The following is a 21,467-nucleotide window of genomic DNA, read 5'->3' on the forward strand; positions in this document are numbered from 1 at the left end:
TAGACGTGCGCGCCATGAGCGTCGAGGTTGGCATCGTCGGACTGCCCAACGTGGGCAAGAGCACCCTGTTCAACGCGCTGACGGCCGCCAAGGCCGAGGCGCAGAATTACCCCTTCTGCACGATCGAGCCCAACGTCGGCGCCGTCCCTGTCCCTGACGACCGGCTCACGACGCTCGCGAAGTTCATCAAGAGCGAGAAGATCATCCCCGCCATGGTGCAGGTGGTCGACATCGCCGGGCTCGTGCGCGGCGCGAGCACGGGCGAGGGGCTCGGGAACAAATTCCTCAGCCATATCCGCGAGGTAGACGCCATTCTCCACGTGGTCCGCTGCTTCACGCTCGCGGACGTCGTGCACGTCGACGGCGGGGTCGACCCGCTCCGCGACATCGACACGATCGAGACGGAGCTGATGCTGGCCGACCTCGGCTCCCTCGAGGGAATGCTGGAGCGCACGCGGAAGCAGGCCAAGGGCGACAAGGAGCTCCTCCCGAAGATCGCGCTCATGGAGAAGTGCCTCGAGGCGCTCCAGGCCGGCAAGCCCGTCCGCGGCCTCTCCTTCGACGACGAGCAGCGGAAGGTCGTGAAGACGTTCGGCCTGATCACGGCGAAGAAGGTCCTCTACGTGGCGAACGTCGACGAGTCCGACGTCTCCGGCACGGGCCCGCTCGCGGCGAAGGTGCGCGAGCGCGCCGCCTCCGAGGGCAGCGGCGTCGTGCCGGTCTGCAGCAAGCTCGAGGCGGAGCTGAACGAGCTCGCGCCCGACGAGCGCAAGGAGATGCTCGAGAGCCTCGGCATGAAGGAGCCGGCGCTCTCGACGCTCGCGCGCGAGGCCTACCGGCTGCTCGGCCTCCAGAGCTACTACACGGTCGGTCCCAAGGAGATCCGCGCCTGGACGATCCCGATCGGGTGCACGGCGCCGCAGGCCGCGGGGGTCATCCACAGCGATTTCGAGAAGGGCTTCATCCGGGCGGAGGTCTACAAGGTGGACGACCTCGTCGAGCACAGGACCGAGGCCGCCATCCGCGCCGCCGGCAAGCTGCGCGTCGAGGGCAAGACGTACGTCTTCCAGGACGCCGACGTCGCGCACTTCCTCTTCAACGTCTGACTGACCGTCCCTCCCACGAGCGCGCCCGCTGCAGTCGGTCTCCCCGAGCGGGGCCCGGTGCGCCCCTGCTTCGCGGGCGGCGCGGCACCGCCGTTGCTCCTCCGGCGTTCGCGCAGGCGCGGTGTGCCGGCCACGACCGCCGGCGCTCCGCGGACCTCGCGCTTCGGACGGAGGCAGGACGGTGCCCAGGGCGAACGTCGGTGCGTGGTGTGTGCTCGTTCTCCTCTCCTCGTGGGGGAGCGCCGCGGCGGGCTGCGTCGCGGCTGCCACCGACGTCCCGCCCGAGGAGGCGGGCGCCCCGGACCCGGGCGGCCGCGCGGCGCGGGCGCCTGTTCCGCCCGCGCGGTGCGATGTGCCGCGCGGGTTCTCGGAGGGCGCGCCGCCCCGCTTTCCTGCGGTGCCCGCGCCGGCCATCGGCCACAGGCCATCCGCGGAGCCCCGCGACGACGTCTTCGGCCGCTTCCTGCGAGCCACCGTCGTCTTCTGCGGGCCCGACGAAGAGCCGTATTTCCTTCACTATCGCTTTTACATCACGGGCCCGTTCTCGGGCCGCTGGCTGCGCCCGCCGCTGCTCCAGCCGCTCTGAGCGCGCCTCCCTGCCCAGCCCGCCTGGCGGCCGGGGCGATCGCTGTTCGTCGCCGTTCTTTGGACGATGGCGCCGATGGCCGCGGCGCCCCGTCCGGTTTTTTGACCCCCCGGATCCGCTCGGCTACCTCCTTCGCCTTCACGAGACGAAAGGACGATCATTTGGGCGCACTCAAAGGATCCATCTCATTCTCGAAGTTCTATGTCCGCGGCGAGCTCACCGAGGGGTTCCGCGACAGGTTCGTCGAGCGAATCCAGCTCCGCGCGTTCCGGCCGCTCACGGTCGAGGAGGACGCGGAGCAGCGCGCCGGGTGGTGCTCCATCGAGAACCCGCTCGACTGCGAGCTCGATCACGGCAAGATCTTCTTCAACTCGTACATCAACCTCGGCCTCAGGACCGATCGCTGGCAGGTGCCCTCCGCGCTCTTCAAGGCGCATTTCGCCGAGGCGGAGCGGGAGCACCTCGCGAAGCGCGGGCGCGAAAAGCTCGGGCGGCGCGAGAAGGAGGAGCTCAAGGCCGTCGTGTCGAGGAAGCTCCGCGCGCAGCTCATGCCGGTGATGAAGGTCGTGGATCTGTCCTGGAACCTGGAGGCCGGCGTCGTCCGGTTCTGGAACCAGTCGCCGCGCGCGCACGAGGGGCTCTCGGAGCTCTTCGAAGAGACCTTCGAGCTCGATCTCGTGCCGGAGAGCCCGTACACCGCCGCCCGTGAGCTCGGCTTGACGGCCGAGCAGCTGGCCGCCTTCGAGCTGCTCAAGCCCACGGTCTTCCACGCGGAATCGACCCTTGGAGGTGCCCTGTGAGCCTCGCTGAGCTGATCGAGCAGCGCCGGTTCGTCGGCCGCGAATTCCTCGTCTGGCTCTGGTTCGAGAGCGAGCTCTTCGAGGGCCGCTTCTCCCTGGACGCCCTCGGCGTCTGCGAGCTCTGGCTCGAGGGGCAGATCACGCTCGTCCAGGAGAAGGAGCAGAGCCGGCTCAAGGGCGCGGCGCCGAGCAGCGCCCCCGAGGCCCACGAGGCGCTTCGCCAGGGCAAGCTCCCGTCGCACGCGCGCGTCCGCGTCACGCGCGGAGAGCTCGAGTACGCCTTCCTGTTCAACGCCGACGCGTTCTCGCTCTCGGGCGTGAAGATCCCGAGCGTCGTCAAGGACGCCGCGGACGAGCAGTTCTACGAGCGCATGTACCTCATCGAGGAGCTCGAGACGCTCTTCACCGCGCTCTACGGCGAGTTCCTCGCGCTCCGCCTCGGGGCCGCCTGGGAGTCCGGGGTGGCGCCGTTCCTCCGCACCTGGGTCCGGGGCGAGCCGGTCGACACGGCCGCGTATCAGAAGCTCCGGGGCAAGCTCGCGCCCGTCCGCGGCGCGGCGAGGTCGAGGACGACCCCGCCGCCAGCGGAGAGGCCCGACCGCGCGGCGCGCGTGGTCGCCTGAGCGCGCCGGCCGCCGCGCGCCGGCCGCGCCGCGCGGGGCCGGCGCGCTCGCGCCGCTACTTCCCCTTCACCTTGCCGTGGACCTGCTTCGCCATCGCGAAGTGCTCCTGGAGCTGCGGCAGCGTCGAGGCGGCGAAGTGCTTCACGTCCGCGTCCTTCGCCTCCTTCGAGGCCTTCTCGAATTCCTCGATGTCGCGCTGGTGGTCATCGACCATCGCGCTCATGTAGTCCCTGTCGAACTCGACCCCTGTCTTCTTGGACAGCTTGTCGACGTCCTCGCGGTGTTTCTGCGTGAGCTCCTGCGGTACGAGCGCGTCCTTGCGGTGCGCGAGCTCCGCGAGCCGCTTGTTGATCGCCGTGTGATCGTCGACCATCCGCTGCGCGAAGCGCTTCACTTCCGGGCTCGCGGTGCGCTGCTTCGCGAGCTGCCCGAGCCGCACCTCCAGGAGCCCTCCCTGGCCAGCCTTCTCGACGAACTCCCGATCTGACTCGCTGAGCTTGGTTTGGCTGGCCTGGGCCTGCTGCCCTGTCGAGCCCTGCCCCTCTGCAGCGGCAGAGGCCGGCACGGACGCTGCCGCCATCATGATGGTGAATAGAACAGGCTTGAGCATCTCAGTCCCCTCCTTGTCACGGCCGCCTCCGGCGGCGGTGCCGATCGCTCCATCGCCCCGGGACGGCCGGACTCCACTGCTCGGCGCCCCCGGGTGATGCGCTCGCCGTATGTCGTGAGTCGCTGGCGCTCTGGCAAGGGGCAGCGAGCATGGGGCGGTCCGCTGTCCACGCGCCCGGCTTGGCGCAGCGGGCCGCGCCCGGCGGACGGGCAAAAGGCCCCCGAGAACTGGGCCCCGGCCGATCGCTCCATCTACGGTTGGCGCCTGTGGTCGGCGAGTTCTTCAAGCGCCTCACGAACGGCGTCGTCTTCCTCCTCGCCGCCCTGACCTTCTTCCTCGTCCCCATCGGCAGGAAGACGGCCGCGCAGCACCTCGTCGCGATCGTCTCGACGCCGCCGGCCAGGGAGGCCGCCTCGGCGTTTGCCCACATCGCTCGGCGCATCGCCACCGAGGCGCGCACGGAGCTGGACAAGCTCCGCCGCCCGCCGCCCGCGCAGCGCGAGCCGAAGCCGACGACCGCGAAGGTGAGGCCGCCGCCGTAGCCGTTCCTGCCGTCGTTGCGCGCTGCTCGCGCCGGGCGGCGCGCTGCTCGCGCGGCTCGACCCGCGCCGGGCGGCGCGCGCCGGAGCCTCAGCCCTTGCGCGGATCCTTCACGTTCGGGTGCTCGTTGTAGAAAGCGTCGAGGCTCTCGCGGGAGATCTCCGCCTCGATATCGCCGTCTTTCAAGATCTTCGCCTGACAGCCGAGGCGGCTCGTCGACCGGACGTCGAAGGCCTTGTCGAGGATGTCCTCCTCGTCCTCCTCGGCCTCGCTGAGGAGCTCGCGGCCCTTCGTGACGTAGACGTGGCAGGTGGAGCACGCGCAGACGCCGCCGCACGCGTCGCCCTCGGGCGCGCCCACGGACTTCGACGCCTGGAGGACGGACGAGCCCACCGGGGCCTCGACCTCCCACGCGCGTCCGTGCGCCAGAAATCGGACCTTGGCCATCAGCTCCTCCTCGCCTCGACGCCGGCCTTCGCTGGGCCAGCGCCGCCCGCCTCGACCTGCGCGTGGCTCGCGTCGCCCCCGCCGTGCTCGGCCAGGTGCGCGTCCACGCCCTTCGCCGCGGCGACCTTCGCCTCGACGTCCTCGACCTGCTTGCCCGCGATCGCCCTGGCCACGGCGCGGTCCATCCGCCGCCCCGCCCACCCGTGCGTCGCCTCGTCGAGCGCCTCCGTGCGCGCGAGGATCAGCCCCGGCTTGTCCCCGCGGATCGCCGCGTCGAGGCCCTTCAGCGCGCCCTCGATCACCTCGCGCTCGCCTGGATCGAGCAGATCGGCGTCCGCGGAGAGCGCCTTGCGCGTCGCCATCGCCACGCGCTCGCCCTCGACCCGCGCCTCGACCAGCCGGCGCTTGAGAAGGTCCTCCTCGCCATGGTCCAGCGCCGCGAGGAGCATGTTCTCGACCTCCTCGTCGGTCAGCCCGTAGCTCGGCTTGACCTCGACCTTCTGCTCGACCCCCGTCGTCAGCTCGCGCGCGGTCACGCCGAGCAGGCCGTCGGCGTCCACGCGGAACGTCACCTCGAGCCGCGCCATGCCCGCCGGCATCGGCGGGATCCCCTTCAGCACGAAGCGCGCGAGCGAACGGCAGTCGGCGGCGAGCTCCCGCTCGCCCTGCACGATGTGCAGATCGAACCCGGTCTGGTTGTCCGCGTAGGTCGTGAAGGCCTGCCGCGCCCCCGCCGGGATCGTCGTGTTCCTCGGCAGGATCTTCTCGGCGACGCCGCCCATCGTCTCGATGCCGAGCGACAGCGGCAGCACGTCGAGCAGGAGCACCTCGTCCGCGCGATCCATCGAGCCGGCCAGGATGTCGGCCTGGATGGCCGCGCCCAGCGCGACGACCTCCTCCGGATCGATGTCCTTGAGCGGCTCCTTGCCGAAGAGGCGCGCCACGTAGTCGCGCACGTGGGGCACGCGCGTCGCGCCGCCCACGAGGATCACGCCGTCGATGTCCGCGGCCTGGACGCCCGCGTCGCGGAGCGCGCGGCGGCACGCGACGCCCGTGCGCTCCAGGAGCGGCGTGATGAGCGCGTTCAGCTCGTCGCGGGTCACGGTGACCAGCTTCGACGCCGGGCCGCCCGTCGCCTCGGCCGCCTGCACGGGCAGCTCGATCTCGATCTGCGTCGCGTCGGTCAGCGCGTGCTTGATGCTCCGGGCGGTGTCGAGCGCGAGCCGCACCACCTCGGGCGTGCGCCGCGTCGCGCCCATCTCCTCGAGCAGCCGCTCCGCGAGCGCCCTGTCCATGTCGTCGCCGCCGAGCGAGCTGTCGCCCCCCGTGGACTTCACCTGGAAGACCCCGTTATCGAGCAGGAGCACGGTGACGTCGAACGTCCCGCCGCCGAGGTCGTACACGGCGAACAGGCCGTTCTGCTGCTTGTCGAGCCCGTACGCGAGCGCCGCGGCGGTCGGCTCGTTGAGCAGGCGCAGCACCTCCAGCCCAGCCAGCCGGCCGGCGTCCTTGGTCGCCTGCCGCTGCGCGTCGTCGAAGTACGCCGGCACCGTGATCACCGCGCCGCCCACGGAGCGGAGCTCGCGCTCCGCCGAGGTGCGGAGCTCTTTCAAGATCTCCGCCGACACCTCGACGGGCGTCACGACCGCGTCCCGCACCTTGAAGCGCACGCTCTTCGCGTCCTCGGGGCCCTTCGGCTCCGCGAACTCGTACGGCCCGAGCCGCCGCGTCTCCGGATCGTTCGCGCCGCGGCCCATGAAGCGCTTCACGCTGACGATGGTCTCGCGGGGGTGGCTCTGCGCGAGCCGCCGCGCGCTGTCGCCCACGACCGCGCGGCCGCGCTCGTCGTAGTGCACGACCGACGGCAGCAGCCGCTCTCCATTGCAGTCGTCGATGACCACCGGGCGGCCGTCGCGCACGCGGGCGACGAGCGAGTTCGTCGTCCCGAGATCGATGCCGATCGGGCTGGGCCTTGCCTTGGGATCGAAAATTTCGAGGAGGGTCATTTCAAATCTGCGAGCTCTTCTTCGATGGCGCTCACTTCTTCGAGGAACCGCCGGATGTAGCGGAGCTCGCTGAGCAAGGCGAGCACGCCCTGCAGCTGCTCCGGATCATTCCCTGCGGCGGCGAAGGCGCCCTGGATCGCCGTGAGGGTCGCCTGCTCGCGCGCGAGCATCGCCTCGCCGAGCCGCGCGATCCGCGCGGGATCGCGCCCCTTCGCCGCCTCGGCGAGCTCTTCGCGCGACTCCATCATCTCCATGAGCAGGGCGGGGGAGGCCTTCTGCTCGCCCTCCTCGCCCCGCGCGACCCCGGCGCGCTGGAGCAGCGCCTCGGCCCGGCGGATCGGATCCCTGAGGACGCGCAGGGCGTCGTTCGCCTCGATCGCGCGGCCGAGCGCGAGCCGGCGCTCGGCCGCGGGGGCGCCCGCGTAGCGATCGGGGTGGAGCGCGCGGGAGAGATCGCGGTGGCGCTGCTCCAGCGCGCGCAGGTCGAGGTCGAACCGCGGCTCGACGCCCAGGGTATCGAAGGGATCGGTCATGGCGTGCTCTGGGGAAGGCGCCTCGGAGGCGGGGCGGGCGCTCCCTGCGGCGGCCTCAGGCCACCGTGAACGAGTGCCCGCAGCCGCAGCGCGTCGCCTCGTGCGGGTTCTTGAACTTGAAGCCCTGGTACATGAGCGTCTTCTCCCAGTCGAGCACCGAGCCGCCCAGGTAGAGGATGCTCTTCTTGTCGCAGAAGACGCGCACGGTCGCCTTGTCCGGCTCGGCGAACTCCAGGACGAGGTCCCCGGACCGGGGCGGCTTGTCCTCGAACTCGATGACGTAGGAGAACCCGGAGCAGCCGCCGCCTCGGATCCCGACCCGGATGGCGCCCTCGGGCGTGCCGCGCTTCGCGAGCTGCGCCCGGATGGCCTGCACCGCGGCGTCGCTCACCGAGAGCGTCCGCTTCGACGTTGCCTCCGCCTCGCCCGGGGCCCCGTCGCCGCGCGCGGGCGCGCCGTCCGCCGTTGCGGCGTGCGCGGCGTGCGGCCCGGTGTCCGCCGCCTTGGTCGTGGTCTGCTCACTGCTCTGCATGCGTCGTTCCTTCTCCGGTTCCGGTTCCGGTTCCGGTGCTGCGGGCCGCCTCCGCCCCGAAGCCCCGGCGCTGTTACTCCGCGCTCGCCGTCGCGGCGGCCGCGGCGGGGACCGAAGACGCCGCGCCTGCGAGCTCCTTCCTCGCCTGCTGCTTGGCGCGGAAGTCGGCGATGGCGCTCTTGATCGCGTCCTCGGCGAGGACCGAGCAATGGATCTTCACCGGAGGCAGGTGGAGCTCCTCGGCGATCATGCTGTTCTTGATCGTCTCGGCCTCGTCGATCGTCTTGCCCTTCAGCCACTCGGTGGCGAGCGACGACGACGCGATGGCCGACCCGCAGCCGAACGTCTTGAACTTCGCGTCCTCGATGACGCCGCCCTCGCCGACCTTGATCTGCAAGCGCATGACGTCGCCGCAGGCCGGAGCGCCGACGAGCCCGGTGCCGACGCGCTCGTCATTCTTGTCGAGCGTGCCGACGTTGTGGGGGTTCTCGTAGTGCTCGATGACCTTATCGCTGTATGCCATGGCTCTCTCCTCGACCGTTTCCTTTCGTCTCGAAACCTTGCTCTGCCGGGCCGGCGGCGCCCGCGCCGCTCGTCAGTGGGCCGCCCACTGCACGGAGTTCAGGTCGATCCCCTCTTTGTGCATCTCGTAGAGGGGCGACATGTCGCGCAGCTTGTTCACCTTCCGGATCACGAGGTCAGCCACGTAGTCGACCTCCTCCTCGGTTGTGAAGCGCCCGAGCCCGAACCGGATGGACGAGTGGGCGAGGTCGTCGCCGATGCCCATCGCGTGGAGGACGTAGGAGGGCTCCAGGCTGGCGCTCGTGCACGCCGAGCCGCTCGAGACCGCCACGTCCTTGATCGCCATCATCATGGCCTCGCCCTCGACGAAGCTGAACGACACGTTGAGGTTGCCCGGCAGCCGCCGATCGGGCGAGCCGTTCAGCTGGATGGCGTCGAGCTCCTTCCAGAGCCGGCTCCTGAGCCGCTCGCGCAGCGACAGGATGCGCGCCGACTCCGCCTCGCCCTCCTCCATGAGGATCTCGGCCGCCCTGGCGAACCCGACGATGCCGGGCACGTTGAGCGTGCCGGACCGCATGCCGAACTCGTGGCCGCCGCCGTCCATCTGCGCGGTGATGCGGACGCGCGGCTTCGACCTGCGCACGTACAGGAAGCCGATGCCCTTCGGGCCGTAGATCTTGTGGGCCGTCACCGACGCGAGGTCGACCCCCATCTGCTCGACGTTGAACGGGACCTTCCCGACCCCCTGCACCGCGTCGGAGTGGAGGAGGATCCCCTTCGATTTCGTGATCTTTCCGATCTCGCCGATGGGCTGGACCGTGCCGACCTCGTTGTTGGCCAGCATGATCGAGACAAGGATCGTCTTGTCGGTGATCGCCCGGGCGACGTCGTCCGGGTCGACCATCCCGTACTTGTCGACCTTGAGGTAGGTGATCTCGTAGCCCTGCTTCTCGAGCCGCTTGCAGGTGTCGAGCACCGCCTTGTGCTCGATGACGCTCGTGATGATGTGGTTGCCCTTGTCCTTGTAGAACTCGGCGACCCCCTTGATGGCGATGTTGTCGCTCTCGGTCGCGCCGGAGGTGAAGACGATCTCCTTGGGGTTCGAGGCGCCGATGAACCTGGCGAGCGTCTCGCGCGCGTGGCCGACCGCCTCCTCGGCCGTCCAGCCGAAGACGTGGCTCCGGCTCGCGGCGTTGCCGAATTTGCCGTTGAAATACGGCAGCATGGCGTCGAGGACACGCTGATCGACCGGCGTCGTCGCGTGGTAGTCCATGTAGATCGGAAGCTGGATACCCATGATGTTTCTCGCTCAGCGGTGATTCGAGCCGTGGCGGCAATGCCCATTGCCGCGGATGCCGGCGACGAGCTCGGGCTCAGCCGTGCTCTTGTCGTGGAGGTTACAGTTCGTGCAGGCGGCGACGAGCTCTGCCGGGTCGCACGTCTCGCAGGTGTCGAGGTAGGCGAGGCTCGCCACGAGCTCGTGCTCGAGGGTCTTGAGGTGCGCGATCTGCTCCCGCACCTCTTCGAGCTTCTGCTGGTAGACGTGGCGGATCTGCGCCATCGCGCCGGGGGCCGAGGGGGACGACTCCCAGGTCGAGACGATCTGCTGGATCTGGCTCAGCGACAGGCCGAGGTCGTGGAGCTTGCCGATCCACCGGACGCGGGTCAGGGCCCCGTGATCGTAGAGCCGGTAGCGCCCCTTGGAGCGGGCGTGCGGCGTGAGCAACCCCACCTCTTCGTAGTGGTGGATTGCCCGCACGGTTTTCCCGGTTGCCTTGGCGATGTCCCCCACCTGAAGGAGGCGCTCCTCCTCCTCGGCGCCACCGAGAGCCCCCATCAGGTCGTCCGTTCGGGACGTACTGGACGTGACGGGCCCCGCGATGCTTTGCTCGTGGGCTAGCGGAAGGTGGTGGCGGGTGGTCATCGGGGCCATCGCGCTCGTAACCGTGCTCGGTTGAAACCATGACCCTTACGTGCGCGTGAGGGTTGGGGACCTTGTAGGTCGGAGCGCCAAGACTGTCAACCGGGTCGTACGAGGCCAGCGTGAAACAGCGGAAGGAGGCGGAATTGGCGGCCGCGCCGCGGCGGGTCGGGGCGGCGGGAGGGCGCGCCTGCAGAGCTCGCCCCGCCGCCCTGTGCCGAGGCAGGCTGGCTGCTTTCCCGGGGGCGCGGGCCGTTCGGTGACGATCCGGCGCTGTCGGCGCGGCGCTCGGCGAGCGGGCGTTCCCGCCATCCATCGCCGCACAGGTATGGTATCACCTCCGGGACGATAGCGACGCGATGGCAGACAAGAAACGAATCCTGTTCGTGGGCTCGTTCAATCCCCCGGCTGACGGGAGGATGGGTGGGCAGTACTTTGCCTGTCGCTCGCTGATCGAGAGCGATCTGAAAGATGATTTCGATTTCCTCCTCGTCGACTCCACCCTCGACAGCATCCGGGTGCAATCGGCGCGCCGCAGGCTGCACAGGATCGCGCCGAGGGTGCTGAGGTGCGTCAGGGCGCTGCTCTTCTCGAGGGTGGACGCGCTCCTCTTGTTCTCGAGCTCGGGGCTGAGCTTCGTCGAGAAGGGATCGATCGGGCTCCTCGGCAAGCTGCTCGGCAAGAAGGTCGTCATCTTCCCTCGCTCGGGGCCGATCGTCGACAATGTCGCCAGGAGCAGGCTGTACAGGTCATACCTGAGCGCCGTCGTGAAATCCTGCGATGTCGTGATATGCCAGAGCGAAACTTGGCGAAGCTTCTTCCAGAGCGTGGTCCCCGAGGAGCGCGGGGACAAACTCGTCGTCATCGAGAACTGGCTGCCCGACTCCAGCTTCGGCGACGTGGGAGAGAAGGCATACCCTCGAGCCATGGACAGGCCCTTGAGGCTGCTCTATTTCAATCGGATCGAGCGGCAGAAGGGTATTTACGATTTCCTCGAGGCCATGCTCCTCTTGCAGCGGGCGAACGCCTCGGTCAGCGCCAAGATCTACGGGGACGGGAGCGAGCTGGACGACGTGCGCAGGTTCATCTCCGAGAACCAGCTCGAGAACACCGAGTACATGGGCTGGCTCTCGACAGACAAGAACGACGTCATCTCGTCCTTCGATCTGTGCGTGTTCACCTCGCACAGCGAAGGGTTCCCGAACGCCTTGCTCGAGGTCATGGCCCTGGGGGTCCCCGTCGTGTCCAGCAGGGTGGGCGCCGTGAACGATCTGGTCGTGTCCGGGAGAAATGGGCTCCTGGTGGACGTCGGGAGCCCGGGCCAGATCGCGGAGGCGGTCCTGACCGTCCTCCGCGAGCCGGCGCTGCTGGAGGAGTTCTCGCGGCGCTCGCTCGAGAGGGTGAGGCAGACCAACACGATGGGTCATGCCGTGACCAAGTTCAGAGACCTGTTGTCGACGCTATGAAGAACCCTTCTGTGCTGCTGTATCGGCTGGGAAACTTCTTTTATCGGAACAACCTGACCTTCGTCGCCACGATCATCACGTGGTTGAACAGGTGGTTGTTCGCGGTCTTCGTCCCTTCCTCGGCCACGATCGGGGCGAATTTCAGGCTCGCCTACTGGGGGCTTGGGATCGTGATCCACACAAGGGCGGTCATCGGCGACAACTGCATCGTCTGCCAGAACGTCACGATAGGCAGGAATTTCGGCAGCCAGGGCGTCCCGCGCTTGGGCAACGACGTCTATGTCGGAGCGGGGAGCGCCGTCTTCGGCGACATTGTCATCGGCGATAACGTGATCATCGGAGCCAACAGCGTCGTGAACAAGGACGTGCCGTCCAACTCCGTCGTCGCCGGAAATCCGTTCAGGATCATCGCGTCCGACAGGAAGCTCAAGTACTACGAGCTGGATAACCCGAGCGCCTGATCCGCAGGATCGGGTCGGCCGGTCCGCGTGACGGGGCGCGCCTTCTTGCGTGCGTGTTCCGTGCGCGCCCGGCCCCATGGTGCGCGTGGCCCGTGCGGGCTTGCACCGCCACGGGCGCGCCGGTTTCACCCGGCCGGGGAGCGCACGCAGCTCGAGCGCACGGGGCGCCGCGCTGCGACATCCGTCCAGATTTGTCCTGGACCGAGCTGGGAAACCGTGATTCCTTTCGCGAGGCACCCGCCCCGCCGGCGGCCTGCCCTAGCGAGGACGTGATGAGCAACACGGCGTCGTCGGCCGGAGACAAGGCAGGAAGAGCGCATTGGAATCAAGTGTGGTCGAACCGGTCGCTCCCGACGCCGGTGGATCCGCACGCGCGTGGGTTTCGGCAATATGTGCGCCAGGCGTTTCATCGGGAGTTCGTTCGCGCGTTCGAGGGCATAAACACGAAGGGGCAACGCCTGCTGGAGATCGGCTGTGGTCGTTCCGCCTGGCTCCCCTACCTCGCGCGTGAGTTTGGCTTTCAGGTCAGCGGGCTCGACTATACCGAGATCGGCTGTGCGCAGGAGCGGGACATCCTCGCGGGCGCCGGCATCCCTGGAGAGATCGTGTGCGCCGATCTGTTCGAGCCGCCGGAGCGCTTCGTGGGCGCCTTCGACGTGGTGGTGTCGCTCGGCGTGGTCGAGCACTTCGAGGACACGGCGGGCTGCCTCCGCGCATGCGCGCGCTACCTGCGCCCAGGCGGGCGCATCGTCACGGAGATCCCGAACATGCGCGGGCTCGTGGGGTGGGTGGCCAAGGTCACCGACAGGCCGACCTACGACGTTCATGTTCCGCTGGACCGCGAGGCGCTGGTGAAGGCGCATCGCGACGCGGGCCTCCATGTACTGCGGAGCGACTACATCCTGCCGCTGGACGTCAGCCTCTTCGGCGTGGGCAGCATCGGGCCGCGCTGGCTCCGCCTGCCGGCGGTCGGCGCTGCCTCCGCCGTTGCTGAGCTCGTCTGGGCGCTCGACGCGCGCGGCCTGGCTCCCCGACCGAACGCCGTCACGTCCCCGTACATCTTCTGCGTCGCCGAAAAGAGCTGATGGCACGACTCCATCGCGCCATGGAGTCTCGGGCCAGAAAGCGCACTCCAGGCGCGGGCTCCATCGCTGCTATGGAGCGCCGCGCGGCCCGCGAGGGGCTCCACGCCCAGCCGAGACGAGAAGGGGCCCGCCGAGGCCACGTCTCTGTCCCGATGAAGGCGTTTCCGCTTTCACGACAAGCCCCGCCATGGCCGAGTCCGGCATCATGACATTGTCACCAGGCCGACGCACCATGGTAGACACTCACAGGTAAATTTGTTCGACGTAGCTGTAAAATGTGAGCAGAGACAGAAAATTCCAGATGCTCGCCGCATTCCAAAGCCTGCTCCTGGGTTGTTCCGTGTGCTGACTTGGGGTACTAAGTGCGCACCAACAACGGGCTGTCCGCCATGGTGATGAGCTATGAATGCCGCCCGCCGCGCCGCACCTTAGGGATGCGGGATTTCCAGAGGAGCGAGCGATGGTAAGTACGCTCACGGCGGTCATTCTGGCGCTGGTGTTCTCGTGGGCAGCGACGCCGCTCGCGCGCCGTTTGGCGGTGAGGGTGGGGGCGGTGGATGAACCGACCGCGCGGCGCGTACACACGCGGTGCGTCCCGCGCCTGGGCGGGCTCGCGATCGTGGCGGGTTTCGTGCTGCCGCTGTTCATCCTGGTCGCGCTGGGGACGCAGATCGGGCTGTTGTGGTTCTCGCAGCACTCGCTGGTGGTGGGGCTGCTGGCTGGAGGGCTGGCGATCGCCGCGGTCGGCGCCTGGGACGATACGAAGGGAATGCGCGCGCGGCACAAGCTGGCCGCGCAGGTCCTCGTCGCGTCGATCGCCTGGGCCTTCGGGCTCCGCCTCGAGTGCGTGACGCTGCCGTACTTCGGTCATGTATCGTTCTGGCCGCTCTCGTTCCTGGTGACGATTCCGTGGTTCGTCGCCATCATCAACGCGATCAACCTGATCGACGGGCTCGACGGGCTCGCGGCGGGCGTCGGCTTCTTCGCCTGCGTCGCGAACTTCATCACCGCGTACCTCGGCGGCTACCCCGGCAACATGGTGATCTGCCTGCTCGCGGCGACGCTCGCGGGCGCGATCGTGGGGTTCCTGTTTCACAACTTTCACCCCGCGACGATCTTCATGGGGGACACCGGGAGCATGTTCCTTGGGTTCATGCTGGCCGCGATCCCTCTCTTCGGCGTTGGCACGCACAAGGGCGGCACCGCGCTCGCCGTCATGGTGCCGCTGCTCGCGCTGGGCCTGCCGATCTTCGACATGATCTCGGCGATGGTGCGGCGTTATGTCGCTCGCCGGCCGATCTTCTCCCCCGATCGTTCGCACATCCACCACAAGCTGCTCGACAAGGGCCACTCGCATCGCAGCGCGGTGCTGATCCTGTACGGGCTCAGCCTGCTGTTCACCGTGGTCGCGCTGGTGGCGTATGTCGGCCGCTCGCTCGAGATCGGGTTTGCCCTCGTCGCCTGCAGCGTGGTGCTCTTCATCGTGGTGCGCACGGCGGGCTCGCTCCCGCTCTTCGGGGCGCAGCCGCAGGACCCTCGGCGCGCCCGCGAGGCCACCGTGGAGGCGCTGCGCCGCGCCGTGCCGTGGGCGCTGATGGAGATCGAGGCCGCGAGCGGCGTGGACAGGCTGCGCCCGGTGCTCGAGCGCTTCGCCGAGGAGGCGAAGCTCGTCGCGCTCGAGGTGAGCTCCGCCGGCGCCAATGGCAGCGCGCGCGTGAAGCCCTGGAGCTGGGCGCAGGACGCGGCGACGGCCCAGCAGCTCCGCGAGGCGGTGGTCGCGGTGTTCCCGATCCAGCTCGAGGGCGAGACCGTCGAGCTGCGCTTCCGCTGGGACAGCGAGGCGTGCGCGGTCAGCCCGCAGGCCGACATGCTGCTGCAGCTCGTCGTGGACTCTGCAGAGCGCCTGCTTCTACGCCGGCCGCCGCCGCGCGCGCGGGATTCGCGCCCGCAGGGGCGCTTGTCGGTGGTGTGAGGGGCCTCTATCCCCCGCTGATTTGTTCGTGCCGCCGGACTAGCTGAGGAGACATCGTGGACATTGCCAGCAGGATCGTTGGTCTCAACAACAAGACGAACGAGCTCTATTATCGTTTCAGCGATCGTGCGCATTACTGGAAGGTCTACCAGGGCATCGTGGACGAGGCGGTCACGCCGGCGACGGACATCATCCACCTCGGCTGCGGGCCGCTGTGGTTCGGTAAGGTCGCGACGGTGCCCCTCGACGGCAAGACCATCTACGCGGTCGACCCGGATGAGGAGGCGCTCGCGCGCAACCCGGCGCAGCGGCATATCTGTGCGTTCGGCGAGTCGATCCCGCTGCCGGACGGCTGCGCGGACGTGATCGCCGCGGACCACCTGCTCGAGCACCTCGAGCGGCCCGAGGCGGTGCTGCGCGAGGCGCACCGCCTGCTGCGGCCGGGTGGGCGGTTCGTGTTCACGGCGCCGAACCTCCTCTCCTATTCGGGGCTCGCGACGCACCTGACGCCGCACTGGTTTCATAGGCTCTACGTCGGGCTGCTGCGCGGGACGAACGGCAGCGACAATGCCAAGCCGTACCCGACGTACTTCCGCATGAACACGGTCTGGGCCGTGAACCGCATCGCGAAGGCCGCGGGCTTCCGCGTCGATAAGCTCGCTACCGGGGTCGACCATCCGACGTATACGGTGCTGGTCCCCGGGCTCCACCAGGCTGCGTTGGCGCTGCACCTCGTGCTCGACAAGGTCGAGGCGCTCTCGCCCTTCCGCATCACGCTCACAGGCAGCCTCGTGCGCGAGTAGCGGTCACGCTCCGGGCGTGGAACGCCGGAGCGACTGCGGCGTTCAGCGCGAAGCCCGAGCCGCTCTAAAAGCGGATGCGAAAGCCGCCGCGCCAGGTGTCGCGCACGTCGCCGCGCCCGGAGAACACCGTGGCCGCCTGCGACCTCCGGAAGCGGGGGTGCCACACGCCCGAGCTCCGCTCCGGCGCGAGCTGGATGCCCTCGATCACGATGGACTGGCGCTGCAAGGTGGCCTCGTCGAGCCTGAGCCGGGAGCACGCGCTCGTCCTGCCTCCGAGGATGTCGTCAAGGACCACGAGCTCCCGCGCGGCGAGCTCCACCGTCCGGCGATGTCGGGGGGCCCCGGGGAGCGCTCGATACCCGTCGTGCTCGGCCTCCACGGTGACGCGGGCCGGGGCGCGCTCGAGCCTGCGCACCTCAGCGCGCGCCCGGCGGCCGACGCGAAAGGCGCTCCATACCTCGCTCGAGTCCATGTTGCCGAGCTCCACGGTGTTGTGGGCGCGCGTGGAGCGGGTCGTCTGCCGGTCGCTGTCGGCCCTGTAGCTGGAGACCCCGTAATCGACGACAGCACGCTCTCCGCTGAGCCATAGCTCGAAGGTGAGCGCGTCCGCGTGCACGTGCCCTGGCTGATAGGGGGCCCCATCCATCCCCGCGTCGAGCGCGAGCCAGGCCCGGTCGCCGAACCGCAGGATCACCCAGCCGGTGGCTGGGAGGTAATCGAACGACGGCACGTCGTCCGGCGGCGCGCCGGGGGCCCCCCGCGCGCCGCCGGAGGCCGTTCCCGGCACGAAGAGGCCGAGGTCCGCGCCGAGGGCGAGGACCTGGTCGAGCTCAGGCGCGGCGTCGAGCGACGCATCGTTGAAGAGAGGATACGAGCCATCCGGCGCGCGCACGGCGGCCGCCCACTCGAGGGCCCTCTCCGCCGTGGTCCGCCAGCTCTGGGGCACAGCGCGGCCGGCTGCCTGCGCGAGCTCGATGGCTTCGAGCAGCCCGGCCGTCAGCGCGAGGTGGTACGAGGCGGAGAGCTCGAAATGACCGCCGTCCGCGAGGAACTGCTCCGGCAGCTGCCAGGCCAGGATCGCGGAGCCGAGCCGCCACCACGCCTCGGCCTCAGGCCCTTGGGCCACCGCGCCCCCGCACACGAGCCCGATCGCGTTCTCCAGGAGGTGATTGGCGAGCAGGTGCAGCTCGAGGCCGAGCGCGATGGCCCGACACGCGCGCGCCAGCTCGGCAGAGAGCCCGGGGCGTCCGAGGCGCGCCGCCACCGCGAGCCGGCGGGCGCGCACCGACGCGGGAAACGCGTGCGACGCGATCGGGTCGTCCCACGGGCCGGGGGCGGGGAGGGTCGGCTCGGCCCCGAGCTCATAGCCGTAGGCGCGCTCGTAGGCGTGCAGGAGCGACCCTTCGGGAATGGCTGCCAGTCGCGCGCGCCCGCGCTCCTTCTCCGCGTCGGCGAAGGCCGCGAACCGCGGGCTCGACGGGGCAAAGCCCGGCCGGACGCGCGGCGCCAGCGCCGCGCTCGGCCCCCCGCCGAGCGCGCGGCGGCCGAGGGCGACCGGGCGGGCGAGCACCTGCAGCGGATGGAGCTGGACGAGGGTGCGGGCGATCCGCGGGAGGTTCATCGTTCGCTCCTGCTCTGGCCTTCAGGAGAGCGCGAGCGGCTGAGCACGCGCTCCAGCACATCGACATACTCGCGCGCGAGCATGTCGCGCTCGAACGAGCGCATCACGTGGGCCCGCCCTGCCTTCCCCATGCGCCTTCGCCTCTCGGGGTCGGAGGCGAGCTCGACGATCGCCCGGATCATGGCCGGTACGTCTTCAGGGGGAGCGAAGACGCCGGCGTTCGCCTCCTCGACGATGGACCGCGCCTCGCCATCGACCGAGATCACGATAGGCCGCTCCATGGCGAGGATCTCGAAGATCTTCGACGGGATGACCGTCTGAAAGAGCTCGGTCTTGCGCAGCGGCACGAGGCATAGATCGGCGGTCGCATACACCTCGGCGACCGCATCGCGCGGGAGGGCGCCGAGGAACGTCACATTGGAGAGCCCGAGCTCCCGGGCACGCGCTTCCAGGCTGGCCCGCTCCGCCCCCTCGCCGGCGAACAGGAAGCGAATGTCGTCGCGGGCGCGCAGGCCGTTCGCCACATCGAGCACTGCGGAGAGGCCGTGCGCCATCCCGTGCGTCCCGACGTACGCGACGACGAGGCGCTCACCGATGCCGAGCTTCTCCCGGAGCGGCGTGTCGCGCGAGGAGGGGGTGAAACGATCGAGGTCCACGCCGTTCCTGATGACGTCGATCTTGCCGGCAGGGATGCCTCGCTGGACGAGCCGCTCGCGGAAGCTCTGCGTGACGACCACGATCCCGTCGGCCGCCTCGTAGAGATGCTCCTCGATGCGCGTGAGCCCGCGCACGACCGCGTGCCCGGCGGAGAGCGCGCCCACGGCCACGATCGACTCGGGCCAGAGGTCGCGCACCTCGAACACGAACGGCAGCCCGCGGAGCATGGCGAGCCCGTAGCCGGCCATGGCCGAGAGGAACTGGGGGCTCGTCGCGATGAGGACGTCGGCCCGCGGTAAACCGAGCTGCGCGAGCGAGAGCGCGGATAGGGCGAAGGACCCGTACGCGAGCGAGCGACGCACCGTGCCTCGGTTGGCGGCGGCGTAGATCCAGGTGCGGAGGACCCGCACTCCGTGGAAGTCCTCTTCCACGCGGAGCCGGCCTCGATACGCAGCCGGGATCACCCCAGTCGGGTGGTTCGGCATGCCCGTCAGGACCGTGACGTCGTGTCCGGCACGCCGCCAGGCCCGGGAAAGCTCGGAGACACGCGCAGCGGGGGCCCCAGGCTCGGGGGGAAAGTAGGGAGAGACGTAAAGGATGCGCATCAGGGTTTCAGGGAGGGCTTCGCGTGGGAAACGAGCTTCGCTCGGCGGAAGAGGGCCGTCAGCAGCTCAGGATGAGCGCCTTGATCTCCGTTCCGCCGTGGATGCTGTCGATGTGCCCGAAGCCGCTCTCCGTTCGCACGAACAGCGACGCCTTCTCGGCGTCGCGGTTGTCGATCACGAGGAGCTGCCCGCCAGGCGCGAGGGTGCGCCAGAAATTGCGCGCGGCTCGGCGGAGCTGATCGTCGGAGAAATAGGCGCGATTCAGGATGTTCGCTGCCTTGATGACCGTCGGCGCGGGGCCATCCCACGGCTGGAAGATGTCGTGGGGCCTGAGGCGCACGCGCGCGTCCCGGCGCGCGATCTCGCGGAGCCGCGGCTGGATGAGGGATACCTCCGGATAGGCCGGGTCGAAGGGCGGGATGGCGCCGCGCCACCCTGAGAGCACCCAGCGCGGCCAGCGGCGCGATCCCGCCGCTGCGGGATAGAACAGCAAGCGCGGGGTGGCCGCAAGGACGCAGGCACCGTCCGCATCATAGAAGAACGCCCGCCCGCGGTCGTCGGTGCGCACCCGGAGCGAGAGCGCCCTGTCCGTCACATAGTACGCCTCGAAGGCGTCGCCGAGCGCGGCGATCAGATCGAGCGCCGTGCTCCCGTCGGAGGCACCGACATCGAGGACGACGGGGCGCTTCTGCCGGAGCGCTTCCACGAGGAGGGCGTCGCTCTGCCGATGCCTGCCCGGCCGCGTTGTCTTGTAGGTGCCGCCCAGCAAGAGGACGGAGATCCGCTCCGAGAACACCTCGGGCGACGTGATCTCCTCAGGCCGGAGCAGCGCCCGCGGGTCCGGGAAGCAGACCCTTCGGGGCAGCACGCGCGCCGGCCAGCTTGAACGGTTCAAACGAAAGGGAACTCTCATGACGATAGGGACCTGGCTTTTCCGCTCTTCAATGTTTCGGCGCTGCGCGGTCCATCTTGCGGGCGCGCGGTCCGCGTTGTCCTCGCGCCGGCAAGCTCCACCCCAGCGCGGCTATCGCCCCAGCGCAGACGAGGGGCCGAGGCGCGGGTCGCGCAGGCGCTGGCCGGGTCTCTTGCGTGTCGGGCGGAGCGCCGCCAGCCCGCGCCGCAGGTGCGCGACCACCGAGGTGAGCAGGAGCACCGCGATCAGCGCGATCCCCAGCGACACCGTGATCTTGAGCAGCGCGGTCAGCTCGCCGCGAAACTGGTTGTATGCGAACGAGGCGAGGTTCACCGCCGCAGCGCGGATGAGCAGGGGCGAGCCGCGGGCGCCGGCCACGAGGAGCGGAAGCATGAAGAAGAGCGCGCTGAAGACCCCGATCTCGATGGCCGTGCCGGCGAGCCCGAAGTTCAGGTACCCTTCGGCGGCGGCGCCCATCGCGAAGCCGGTGCCGCCGCGCGCGAGGTCGGGGGCCTCCCACAAGGCATATCGCTGCGCGAGGCCGAGCGGCCGCTCGCTCCAGAGCGGCTTGGGCACCAGGATGAGGAACGCGTTCACCCAGCTCTCACCCGGGTAGGTGATGATGGGCGGCTGCTCGTTCACGACGCTGACGAGGTTGGCGTAGACCCGCTGGAGCTCTCCGATCTCCAGCGGGTTCTCGATCTGATCGAGGTACGCGCTGGCCGACGATATCTGCGCGTCGAGCCCGCTGCCCTGCTCGGCGCGGGCGCCCTCCACGACGATGCCGTAGAAGACGACGGCCACCATTCCGATGGCCAGCCATATGCGTCGAATCTGGATGCCAAACGCATGTGCGGCGAGCGCGATGGAGAGGACCGTCCAGACGAGGGGGCCCCGGCGGCCCATGATCGTGTTGAGCAGAAAGCTCACCAAGAAGCACAGCCCCGCGAGCGAGATCACCCTCGGCACGCCCAGCCCCGCTTTGCGGAGCGATACGGCCCGGAGCAGGAGGTAGACGACGGCCAGCCCGACGAGATGCCAGCCGCCGAGGAGCAGCCCTTTGCCATCTGCCTCGAGGTGATTGGAGGCGTAGTTCATCGAGAAGAACCGCCCCACACCGATCGTGATGATCCACGTGGCCACGAGCCCCAGGCCCACCATGCCGACGATGATCGAGGCCCAGTCCTGGTCCAGCGTCGCCTTGGGCCTGTGCGCCGGGACCAGGCGCTGCAGGTCAGGCGCTTCCTTGGGGCGGCTCAGCGCGGTGCAGGCGAGGGCGCACCCGACCGCGCCGGCATAGGCCACCTGCATGGCTGCCGTCTCATGGCTCGACAGGGCGAACTCGCGGGAGATGAGGAGGCGCAGGATAGGTGAGTAGGCGACGCTGAGGAAATAGGCGGCTGGTATGTAGGTCTCCGGATCCAGCGGATGGAACCGGGGGCCGCTGGCGCGGGCGAGCGACGGGGCGGCCAGCAAGAGCAGGAGGCCGATCGTCCATCCGCGGCCGTCGCCGAGCGCTCCCTCGAGGATCGGGCCGAGGGCCGCCAGCGTCCCGACGAGGAGCGTCGCGGCCACCCGGCCGAGGGGCGTCTTCGTCCGCCGCGCGGGCGCCGCGCGGGCGCCGCGCGCGCGGGGGAGTCTCAGCGGGGGCAACGGCG

At 69.5% G+C, this 21,467-nt stretch carries 22 protein-coding genes; 10 read left to right on the top strand and 12 right to left on the bottom strand.

Annotated features, from left to right (window positions below):
* The first annotated feature begins 14 nt into the window (after positions 1-14).
* The 4 genes from ychF to ACSRUE_RS11925 all read left to right on the top strand — a co-directional run bounded on the left by ychF (position 15) and on the right by ACSRUE_RS11925 (position 3,115).
* Complete coding sequence (ychF, locus tag ACSRUE_RS11910; protein WP_437764265.1) at positions 15-1,106, top strand: redox-regulated ATPase YchF; 1,092 nt, start codon at positions 15-17, stop codon at positions 1,104-1,106.
* Positions 1,107-1,317: 211 nt separating this feature from the next.
* The gene (locus ACSRUE_RS11915) at positions 1,318-1,692 is read left to right on the top strand and encodes a hypothetical protein (protein WP_441291101.1); all 375 of its coding nucleotides are present in this window, start codon (positions 1,318-1,320) and stop codon (positions 1,690-1,692) included.
* A gap of 161 nt (positions 1,693-1,853) precedes the next feature.
* Positions 1,854-2,492 carry a hypothetical protein gene (locus ACSRUE_RS11920; protein WP_441291102.1) on the top strand — a complete coding sequence of 213 codons (639 nt, stop codon included), beginning with the start codon at positions 1,854-1,856 and terminating at the stop codon, positions 2,490-2,492.
* Positions 2,489-3,115: a hypothetical protein gene (locus ACSRUE_RS11925; protein WP_437764267.1), complete on the top strand. Its 627-nt coding sequence runs from the start codon at positions 2,489-2,491 to the stop codon at positions 3,113-3,115. The genes ACSRUE_RS11920 and ACSRUE_RS11925 overlap by 4 nt, the downstream gene beginning before the upstream one ends.
* A 55-nt stretch (positions 3,116-3,170) precedes the next feature.
* Here the strand turns inward: ACSRUE_RS11925 and ACSRUE_RS11930 are convergent, their stop codons facing one another.
* Positions 3,171-3,725, bottom strand: coding sequence for a DUF4142 domain-containing protein (locus ACSRUE_RS11930; RefSeq protein ID WP_441291103.1), 555 nt, complete (start codon positions 3,723-3,725; stop codon positions 3,171-3,173).
* A 266-nt stretch (positions 3,726-3,991) separates the two neighbouring features.
* Between ACSRUE_RS11930 and ACSRUE_RS11935 the strand changes: the two genes are divergently transcribed.
* On the top strand, positions 3,992-4,267 hold the full coding sequence (locus tag ACSRUE_RS11935) for a hypothetical protein (RefSeq protein WP_437769962.1): 276 nt from the start codon (positions 3,992-3,994) through the stop codon (positions 4,265-4,267).
* An 88-nt stretch (positions 4,268-4,355) separates the two neighbouring features.
* Here the strand turns inward: ACSRUE_RS11935 and ACSRUE_RS11940 are convergent, their stop codons facing one another.
* From ACSRUE_RS11940 to ACSRUE_RS11970, 7 genes are all read right to left on the bottom strand, one after another.
* The gene (locus ACSRUE_RS11940) at positions 4,356-4,712 is read right to left on the bottom strand and encodes a 2Fe-2S iron-sulfur cluster-binding protein (protein ID WP_437295123.1); all 357 of its coding nucleotides are present in this window, start codon (positions 4,710-4,712) and stop codon (positions 4,356-4,358) included.
* A complete protein-coding gene (gene hscA, locus ACSRUE_RS11945) occupies positions 4,712-6,718 on the bottom strand; it encodes a Fe-S protein assembly chaperone HscA (RefSeq protein WP_441291104.1) in 2,007 nt (668 codons plus the stop codon). Before hscA ends, ACSRUE_RS11940 begins: the two co-directional genes overlap by 1 nt.
* Positions 6,715-7,251 carry a Fe-S protein assembly co-chaperone HscB gene (gene hscB, locus ACSRUE_RS11950; protein ID WP_437853137.1) on the bottom strand — a complete coding sequence of 179 codons (537 nt, stop codon included), beginning with the start codon at positions 7,249-7,251 and terminating at the stop codon, positions 6,715-6,717. Before hscB ends, hscA begins: the two co-directional genes overlap by 4 nt.
* Positions 7,252-7,306: 55 nt before the next feature.
* On the bottom strand, positions 7,307-7,783 hold the full coding sequence (locus ACSRUE_RS11955) for a HesB/IscA family protein (protein ID WP_437764271.1): 477 nt from the start codon (positions 7,781-7,783) through the stop codon (positions 7,307-7,309).
* Between the two features lie 73 nt (positions 7,784-7,856).
* Positions 7,857-8,306 (bottom strand): Fe-S cluster assembly scaffold IscU, encoded by a 450-nt coding sequence (gene iscU, locus ACSRUE_RS11960; protein ID WP_441291105.1) that lies wholly within the window; start codon positions 8,304-8,306, stop codon positions 7,857-7,859.
* Between the two features lie 72 nt (positions 8,307-8,378).
* Positions 8,379-9,596, bottom strand: coding sequence for an IscS subfamily cysteine desulfurase (locus ACSRUE_RS11965; RefSeq protein WP_441293080.1), 1,218 nt, complete (start codon positions 9,594-9,596; stop codon positions 8,379-8,381).
* Between the two features lie 18 nt (positions 9,597-9,614).
* Positions 9,615-10,142 (bottom strand): helix-turn-helix domain-containing protein, encoded by a 528-nt coding sequence (locus ACSRUE_RS11970; RefSeq protein ID WP_441291106.1) that lies wholly within the window; start codon positions 10,140-10,142, stop codon positions 9,615-9,617.
* A gap of 443 nt (positions 10,143-10,585) precedes the next feature.
* Between ACSRUE_RS11970 and ACSRUE_RS11975 the strand changes: the two genes are divergently transcribed.
* From ACSRUE_RS11975 to ACSRUE_RS11995, 5 genes are all read left to right on the top strand, one after another.
* Positions 10,586-11,692, top strand: coding sequence for a glycosyltransferase family 4 protein (locus ACSRUE_RS11975; protein ID WP_441291107.1), 1,107 nt, complete (start codon positions 10,586-10,588; stop codon positions 11,690-11,692).
* Positions 11,689-12,153 carry a serine O-acetyltransferase gene (locus tag ACSRUE_RS11980; RefSeq protein WP_437764275.1) on the top strand — a complete coding sequence of 155 codons (465 nt, stop codon included), beginning with the start codon at positions 11,689-11,691 and terminating at the stop codon, positions 12,151-12,153. Before ACSRUE_RS11975 ends, ACSRUE_RS11980 begins: the two co-directional genes overlap by 4 nt.
* Positions 12,154-12,545: 392 nt before the next feature.
* Complete coding sequence (locus tag ACSRUE_RS11985; RefSeq protein ID WP_441291108.1) at positions 12,546-13,238, top strand: class I SAM-dependent methyltransferase; 693 nt, start codon at positions 12,546-12,548, stop codon at positions 13,236-13,238.
* A 406-nt stretch (positions 13,239-13,644) separates the two neighbouring features.
* Entirely contained in the window at positions 13,645-15,210 is a 1,566-nt protein-coding gene (locus ACSRUE_RS11990) for a glycosyltransferase family 4 protein (protein ID WP_441291109.1), read from the top strand.
* A 56-nt stretch (positions 15,211-15,266) separates the two neighbouring features.
* Positions 15,267-16,013, top strand: coding sequence for a class I SAM-dependent methyltransferase (locus ACSRUE_RS11995; RefSeq protein WP_437764278.1), 747 nt, complete (start codon positions 15,267-15,269; stop codon positions 16,011-16,013).
* Positions 16,014-16,077: 64 nt separating this feature from the next.
* On the opposite strand, the gene ACSRUE_RS12000 is transcribed toward ACSRUE_RS11995, so the two are convergent.
* The 4 genes from ACSRUE_RS12000 to ACSRUE_RS12015 all read right to left on the bottom strand — a co-directional run bounded on the left by ACSRUE_RS12000 (position 16,078) and on the right by ACSRUE_RS12015 (position 21,462).
* Positions 16,078-17,634 (bottom strand): heparinase II/III domain-containing protein, encoded by a 1,557-nt coding sequence (locus tag ACSRUE_RS12000; protein WP_441291110.1) that lies wholly within the window; start codon positions 17,632-17,634, stop codon positions 16,078-16,080.
* The gene (locus ACSRUE_RS12005) at positions 17,631-18,896 is read right to left on the bottom strand and encodes a glycosyltransferase family 4 protein (protein ID WP_441291111.1); all 1,266 of its coding nucleotides are present in this window, start codon (positions 18,894-18,896) and stop codon (positions 17,631-17,633) included. Before ACSRUE_RS12005 ends, ACSRUE_RS12000 begins: the two co-directional genes overlap by 4 nt.
* Positions 18,897-18,954: 58 nt before the next feature.
* Positions 18,955-19,764: a hypothetical protein gene (locus tag ACSRUE_RS12010; protein WP_437764281.1), complete on the bottom strand. Its 810-nt coding sequence runs from the start codon at positions 19,762-19,764 to the stop codon at positions 18,955-18,957.
* Between the two features lie 156 nt (positions 19,765-19,920).
* A complete protein-coding gene (locus ACSRUE_RS12015; protein WP_441291112.1) occupies positions 19,921-21,462 on the bottom strand; it encodes a hypothetical protein in 1,542 nt (513 codons plus the stop codon).
* Between the last annotated feature and the right edge of the window lie 5 nt (positions 21,463-21,467).

Origin of the sequence: Sorangium sp. KYC3313, assembly GCF_052075895.1 — a bacterium.
GTDB classification, from domain to species: Bacteria; Myxococcota_A; Polyangia; order Polyangiales; family Polyangiaceae; genus Sorangium; species Sorangium cellulosum_B.